Raw genomic sequence first — 7496 nt, forward strand, 5'->3', positions numbered from 1 at the left:
GGGCAAGCATCGCGGCCAGCGCCGCCAGTCCGATCAGCATCTTCATGTCCGAACGATTGCGCCCGCGCATCCCCCTTCGCAATTTCCCCGCGCGGTGCTAACGCGCGGCGCATATGGCCACCGAACAATCCAAGATCCGCAATTTTTCGATCATTGCGCATATCGACCACGGAAAATCGACGCTCGCCGACCGGCTGATCCAGCGCACCGGCGGGCTGACCGAGCGCGAGATGTCGGCGCAGGTGCTCGACAATATGGACATCGAGAAGGAACGCGGCATCACCATCAAGGCGCAGACCGTGCGGCTGGAGTGGAAGGGCCATGTCCTGAACCTGATGGACACGCCGGGCCATGTCGACTTCGCCTATGAAGTCAGCCGCAGCCTGGCTGCGTGCGAAGGCGCGCTGCTGGTGGTGGACGCGGCGCAAGGCGTCGAGGCGCAGACGCTCGCCAACGTCTATCAGTCGATCGAATACGACCATGAAATCGTGCCGGTCATCAACAAGATCGACCTGCCCGCCGCCGAACCCGAAAAGGTCCGCGCCGAGATCGAGGACGTGATCGGCCTCGACGCATCGGGCGCGGTGCTCGCCAGCGCCAAATCGGGGATCGGCATCGACGAAATCCTCGACGCGGTGGTCGAGCGCATCCCTGCACCCACGGGCGATGCGGACGCGCCGCTGAAGGCGATGCTAGTCGACAGCTGGTACGACCCCTATCTGGGCGTCGTCATCCTGGTGCGCGTGATGGACGGGACGATCCGCAAGGGCCAGCAGATCAAGTTCATGCAGGCCGGGACCACCCACCTGATCGACCGGGTGGGCTGTTTCCGCCCCAAGATCGAGCAGCTGAGCGACCTCGGCCCCGGCGAGGTCGGCTTCATCACCGCGCAGATCAAGGACGTGGCGCAGGCACGCGTCGGTGACACGCTGACCGATGCCAAGCGCCCTGCGGCGGAGGCGCTGACCGGGTTCAAGGAAGTCCAGCCGGTGGTGTTCTGCGGCCTGTTTCCGGTCGACGCCAACGACTTCGAAAAGCTGCGCGAATCGATCAGCCGGTTGCGGCTGAACGATGCGTCGTTCAGTTTCGAGATGGAAACCAGCGCGGCTTTGGGCTTCGGCTTCCGCTGCGGGTTCTTGGGGCTGCTGCATCTGGAGATCATCCAGGAGCGGCTGACGCGCGAATACGACCTCGACCTCATCACCACCGCGCCGTCGGTGGTCTATGAGATCGAGCTGACGCATGACGGCGGGCAGATCGAGCTGCACAACCCCGCCGACATGCCCGAACCGAACAGGATCGCCGAAATCCGCGAACCGTGGATCGAGGCGACGATCTACGTTCCCGACGAATATCTCGGCAGCATCCTGAAGCTGTGTCAGGACCGACGCGGCATCCAGAAGAACCTGACCTATGTCGGCGGCCGTGCGCAGGCGACCTATGAGCTGCCGCTCAACGAAGTGGTGTTCGATTTCTACGACCGGCTGAAATCGCTGTCGAAGGGCTATGCCAGCTTCGACTATCACCAGATCGGCTATCGCCCCGGAGACCTGGTCAAGATGAGCATTCTGGTCAACGAGGAGCCGGTCGATGCGCTGTCGATGATCGTCCACCGCGGCACCGCCGAGACGCGCGGTCGCGGGATGTGCGAGCGGCTGAAGGAACTGATCCCGCGCCATCTTTTCAAGATCCCGATCCAGGCCGCGATCGGCGGCAAAGTGATCGCGCGCGAAACGATCAGCGCAATGCGCAAGGACGTGACCGCCAAATGCTATGGCGGCGACGCCAGCCGCAAACGCAAGCTGCTCGACAAGCAGAAGAAGGGCAAGGCGAAGATGCGCGAATATGGGAGCGTGAGCATCCCGCAGGAGGCGTTCATCGCGGCGCTCAGGATGGGCGACGACGCCTGAGGCTAAGCGCAGCTTAGCCGACGACATGCGGCGTCGCCGGCCGTCGGTCGGCTGACCTACGCAGTCAGCCGAACCGACCGACGGCACGGGCTTGCCCCGTGTCGGCGCTGGCCCATACCGATCGTTTCAGGTCCTAGCAAGCCGTCGTAATCAGCGGACTTGATTGGAAAATCGTTCGCGGGCACGTTCCTCCAATCTGAATTTGGGGGGCAATCATGGACTTGGCGACGAAGCTTGCAGAACTTCAAAAGCGAACGCTCGAACATCGTGAGGTTCTTCTAACCGAAGAAGCCGCCAAAACTGCCCTTGTGATGCCGTTCCTCCAGGCGTTGGGTTATGACGTGTTTAACCCCGGCGAGGTCGTCCCCGAATTTACTGCCGATGTCGGCACCAAGAAAGGCGAGAAGGTCGATTACGCCATCTGCAAAGGCGGTAAGGTCGATGTGCTGATCGAGTGCAAGCCCGCATCCGCCGACCTCAACGTAAAGCACGCCGGGCAGCTATTCCGGTATTTCACGGCTACAGAAGCGCGCTTGGCGCTACTGACCAATGGCGTCGATTACCAGTTCTTCTCCGATGTGGAGAGGCCGAACATCATGGATGAACGGCCATTCTTCACCTTCTCGATGGACGCGATCAAACCGGCTGATGTGAAAACGCTGGAGAAATTCGCAAAGGCCTCGTTCGACATCGACAAGATCGTTCAGGAGGCCGGGAACCTTAAAATCCAATCGCTGCTCCGCAAGGAACTGGAAAAGGAATTTGCCGAGCCGTCGGAGGGATTCGTCGATCTGATGGCGCGACGCGTGCATGACGGGCGAATTACCGCCGCCGTTCGCGACAGTTTTGGAAAGATGTTGGTGAACACGATTTCGGCAGTCGTGCGCGATCTGGTCAACGAACGACTGTCCACCGCGCTGAACGCAGCGTCACCCGGTCCGGTCGAAGAACTGCCCAATATCGACGAAGCAAACGACGACGGCGTCGTGACGACCCCGGAAGAAATTTCGGGCTTCCATATCGTTCAGGCAATCGCATCGAAATTTGTCGATCCGAAACGCATCGTCATCCGCGATGCTAAATCCTATTGCGCGATCCTGCTCGACGATAATAATCGGAAAACGATCGCGCGCCTGCACTTCAACGGTCTCACCACCAAATATCTCGGCACGTTCGCGGGGAAGGATGAGACGCGCCAGCTTATTTCCGAATTGACCGCGATCTATCAGCACGCGCCGGAGATCGAAGCACGGTTGCGCGAGTTGGATGACACGATCCCAAAATAGGCGGCAAAGACGAGGCGAACCTGAAAGCGTTCGCTGGGGAATTACTCTCGTCACCCCGGCCGCAGTGCCGGGGTCCACTATGCGGCTTCCACAGCGCCAAATCGGTAAGCAAAAACAGTGCGGCGCGGTGGGCCCCGGCACTGCGGCCGGGGTGACGGCATCACCTATCACAATCACGCATTGCGAACCATTCGCAACATCGCTAGACCGGCTCCCAACGACCGATCAATCCGGAGCCTCCCCCTAATGACCTTCGCTGTATCCCGCTCGCTTCTGCTTGCCCTTGTCTCGGGCATCGCACTCGCCGCCTGTTCCTCCGGCGACGAGGCCGCGAACGGTAGCAACGCCGCGGCGGGTGAGCAGGTCGTGAACCTCTACAGCGCGCGGCATTATGACAGCGACAATGCGCTGTACGAGCGGTTCACGCAGGAAACCGGCATTCGCATCAACGTGATTGAGGGCAATGCCGACGAGCTGATCGCGCGGATGCGCAGCGAAGGCGCGCAGAGCCCCGCCGACCTGTTCATCACGGCGGACGCAGGCGCGCTGCACCGGGCCGAGCAGGCCGGGTTGTTCCAGCCGGTGCGGTCGGAGACGATCGAGCAGCGCATCCCGGCGAACCTGCGCGAGCCTTCGGGGCTGTGGGCGGGCTTCATGCGCCGCGCGCGCGTCGTCGCCTATGACAGCAACCGCGTGCGCGAGGACGAGGTCGAGACCTACGAACAGCTCGCCAGCCCCCGCTTCCGCAACCGGCTATGCGTGCGTTCCGCCGACAATATCTACAATCTGTCGCTGGTCGGCGCGCTGATCGAGGCGTGGGGGCCGGAGAAGACCCAGACCTGGGCCAACGGCATCGTCGCCAACATGGCGCGTCCGCCCGAAGGCGGCGACCGCGACCAGATCCGCGCGGTCAATGCGGGCGTCTGCGAAATCGCGCTGACCAACAGCTATTATTATATCCGCATGGCGAGTGGCGAGGATGCCGCCGACCGCGCAATGACGGAGAAGGTCCAGCTCGGTTTCCCCTCGCTCGACGGGCAGGGCAGCCATGTGAACATTTCGGGCGGCGGCGTGGCGGCGAACGCGCCCAATCACGACAATGCGATCCGCCTACTTGAATTCTTCACCGAGTCCACGACGCAGGAATATATCTCGGCCAACAACAACGAATATCCCGCCAGCCCGACCGTGACCGCGCCGCCGCCGGTCGCGAGCTATACCGGGTTCCAGCCGCACCCGATGCCGGTCGCCAACTTCGCGCGGCGACAGGCGGAAGCGCAAAAGATCATGAGCGCTGCGGGCTGGCGCTGATTGGGGTTGGGGGCATCCTTCGGTGCCCCCATTTTCATCGAACTTCCTAAATCCGTTCGTTTCGAGCGAAGTCGAGAAACGTTGACGAAACGCTTGTAATGCGTTTCTCGACTTCGAGCCAAAGGCTCGAAGCCTGTCCTGAGCGCCTGCCTTGGCAGACAGCCGAAGGGCTCGAAACGAACGGAGGTTGGATTGTCGCAAGCTGGCGTAACGCCAAGGGGATGGCTCCCGACCAACCCGCTCGGCTGGGCGGCGCTGGTGGCGGCGTTGCTGGCCGCGGCGCCGCTGCTCGGGGTGCTCTACGCCGCCCTTGGAGCCGAGCGTGCCGGCATCGCGGGCCATGAATTGTGGCGTTATGCCGGAACCTCCGCCGTCCTCGCGGTCGTCGTCGGCGTGCTGGTCGCCATCATCGGCACGGCAACCGCCTGGCTGACCGTGATGCACGACTTTCCGGGCCGGCGCGTCCTGACCTGGGCATTGGTGCTGCCGCTGGCGGTGCCGGGGTTCGCGCTCGCCTATGCCTATGCCGACATGCTCGATGTGGGCGGGGCGTTGCGCATGTGGTTGCGCGAGGAGTTCGGGATCAACCCGATGTGGTCGATCCGCTCGATCCCCGGAGCGGCGTTCGTGCTCAGCCTTGCATTCTATCCTTATGTCTATCTCGCGATGCGCGCGGCGTTTCTGATGCAGTCGGCGGATTTGATGGACGCCAGCCGCACGCTGGGCGCATCGCGGTGGCGGGCGCTGGCCGCCGTCGCGATCCCCGTCGCGCGGCCAGCGCTGGCGGCTGGGGTGGCGCTGGCAGTGATGGAGACGCTCGCCGATTTCGGGGCGGTGCGGTATCTGAGCGTGCAGACGCTGACCACCGGCGTCGTGCGCGCCTGGTCGGTGTTCGGATCGACCGCGAGTGCGGCGACGCTGGCCTTGCCGCTGATGGCGGCGGCGTTCTTACTGCTGTGGGTCGAGCGTTCGGCGCGGCGTGGCAAGGTTCATGAAGGGGGCAAAGGGCGTCTCCGTCCGCTGACCGTCACGCGACTGACGGGCACCCGCGCGGCGCTCGCCACCACGGCGTGCGCGCTTCCCGTGATCCTCGGCCTGCTGCTCCCCGCCGCGTGGCTGGCGCATCTTGCGCTCGCACAAACACCCGACCTCTCCCGTCTGACCGCCGCCGCGACCCGCAGCCTCGCGCTGGGGCTGAGCGGCGCTGCACTCACCGTCCTCCTCGCAACGCTGCTGGCGGTGGGGGGCAGGGGACGCCCGACGCTGTTGCGCCTGGCCAGCCTTGGCTACGCGACGCCCGGAGCGGTGATGGCGATCGGGCTGTTGGTTCCGGCCTCCCTCCTGTGGAACGCGGGGATTATGTCGTCGGGGCTGGTGATCGGCGTGGCGCTGCTGCTGCTCGCCTATGCCGCGCGGCTGATGGCGGCGGCGCTGGAGCCGATTGAGGCGGGACTGGAGCGGATCGCGCCGTCCACCCGCCACGCTGCGCGGATGCTGGGCAAGGGGCCGGTCGGCGGCGCGGTCGCCGTCGACCTGCCGCTGGCGCGCGGGGCGGTGCTGACCGCGGCGCTCCTCGTCTTCATCGACATCGTCAAGGAATTGCCCGCGACGCTCATTCTGCGCCCCTTCAACTTCGACACGCTGGCGGTGATCGCCAACAATTACGCGCTGGACGAGCGGCTGGGGCAGGCGGGGTTGCCGTCGCTGATCGTGGTGGCGCTCGCGCTGGGGCCGGTGATCTGGCTGTCGCGGCGCATTGCCGCGGTGCGCCCGGTTGGCTAGGCGAGAGGTGTGAGGACAATCCCACCCCCACCCCATCCGTTCGTTTCGAGCGAAGTCGAGAAACGCTCGCGCACGCTTGGCTCACGTTTCTCGACTTCGCTCGAAACGAACGGGTAGGGGGCACTATGCACACCATGCCTGCACCTGCCTTGTCCGTCGCCGATGTCGCCAAATCCTATGGATCGGTGCAGGCGGTGGATGGCGCCGGTTTCGATCTGGTCGCGGGGCAGGTGACGTGCCTGCTCGGGCGGTCGGGGTGCGGCAAGTCCACCTTGCTTCGCCTGATCGCCGGGCTGGAGCGTGCCGATCGCGGGCGGATCGCGGGGGGCGATGCGGTGTTCGCCGACGCCGCCACGCACCTGCCGCCCGAGAAACGCGGCATCGGGCTGGTGTTTCAGGACTATGCGCTGTTTCCGCATCTCGACGTCACCAGGAATGTCGGTTTCGGCCTGGCGCATCTGAACAAGGCCGAGCGGGTCGAGCGGGTCGCCGCGTTGCTCGACCGGTTTCAGATCGCGCACCTCGCTCGCGCCTATCCGCACAGCCTGTCGGGGGGCGAGCAGCAGCGCGTCGCCATCGCCCGCGCGGTTGCCCGCGAGCCCGCCGTGGTGCTGATGGACGAGCCCTTCTCGGGCCTCGACGGCGCGCTGCGCCGCGACATTCAGATCGCGATCCTGGGCCAGTTGCGCGCAAGCGGCGCGGCGGTGCTGATCGTCACCCATGATGCGGAAGAAGCGATGCGCGTCGGCGACCGCATCGTCCTGATGGCCGAGGGGCGCGTGCTGCAAACCGGCACGCCGGAGCAATGCTATACCGAACCCACCAGCGCCGCCGCCGCCCGCCTGCTCGGACCCGTCAACGCGTTGCCGGGGATGGTGAAGGACGGCCGGATCACCACCGCGATCGGCGTGACGCCCGCGCCGGGCCACTCCGACGGCCCCGCGACGCTGATCGCCCGCCCGGAGGCTTTCGCGATCGCTGGGGAGGGGGAAGGGTTCGATCTGTCGGTCACCGAAATCGCCTATCTCGGCGATCGGTACGAGGTGTCGGGCACGGTCGGCGATACCCCGATTCTCGCGCATCTCACCACCCGCCCGATCTTGGGTCGCGGCACGGTGCCGCTTGCTGTGTCGTCGGATGACGTTCGGCTCGTCTAGTCCAACGGCGATTTGATGGACGGGTGCGGACAAAGCGGAATGTCTGGAAG

5 protein-coding genes are annotated in these 7496 nt (G+C 64.7%); all 5 read left to right on the plus strand.

Annotation, left to right across the window (positions count from 1 at the left end):
* Positions 1-113: 113 nt before the first annotated feature.
* The 5 genes from lepA to ACX0GZ_RS05870 all read left to right on the plus strand — a co-directional run bounded on the left by lepA (position 114) and on the right by ACX0GZ_RS05870 (position 7446).
* On the plus strand, positions 114-1910 hold the full coding sequence (lepA, locus tag ACX0GZ_RS05850) for a translation elongation factor 4 (protein WP_458814301.1): 1797 nt from the start codon (positions 114-116) through the stop codon (positions 1908-1910).
* 215 nt (positions 1911-2125) lie between these two features.
* Positions 2126-3196: a type I restriction endonuclease gene (locus ACX0GZ_RS05855; RefSeq protein ID WP_458814303.1), complete on the plus strand. Its 1071-nt coding sequence runs from the start codon at positions 2126-2128 to the stop codon at positions 3194-3196.
* A gap of 246 nt (positions 3197-3442) precedes the next feature.
* Positions 3443-4507, plus strand: a complete 1065-nt coding sequence (locus tag ACX0GZ_RS05860; RefSeq protein ID WP_458814305.1) for an extracellular solute-binding protein — start codon at positions 3443-3445, stop codon at positions 4505-4507.
* 192 nt (positions 4508-4699) lie between these two features.
* Positions 4700-6289, plus strand: a complete 1590-nt coding sequence (locus ACX0GZ_RS05865) for an ABC transporter permease (protein WP_458814307.1) — start codon at positions 4700-4702, stop codon at positions 6287-6289.
* Positions 6290-6414: 125 nt separating this feature from the next.
* Entirely contained in the window at positions 6415-7446 is a 1032-nt protein-coding gene (locus ACX0GZ_RS05870; protein ID WP_458814309.1) for an ABC transporter ATP-binding protein, read from the plus strand.
* The last annotated feature ends 50 nt before the right edge of the window (positions 7447-7496 follow it).

It is taken from the genome of Sphingomonas aestuarii, from assembly GCF_054457155.1.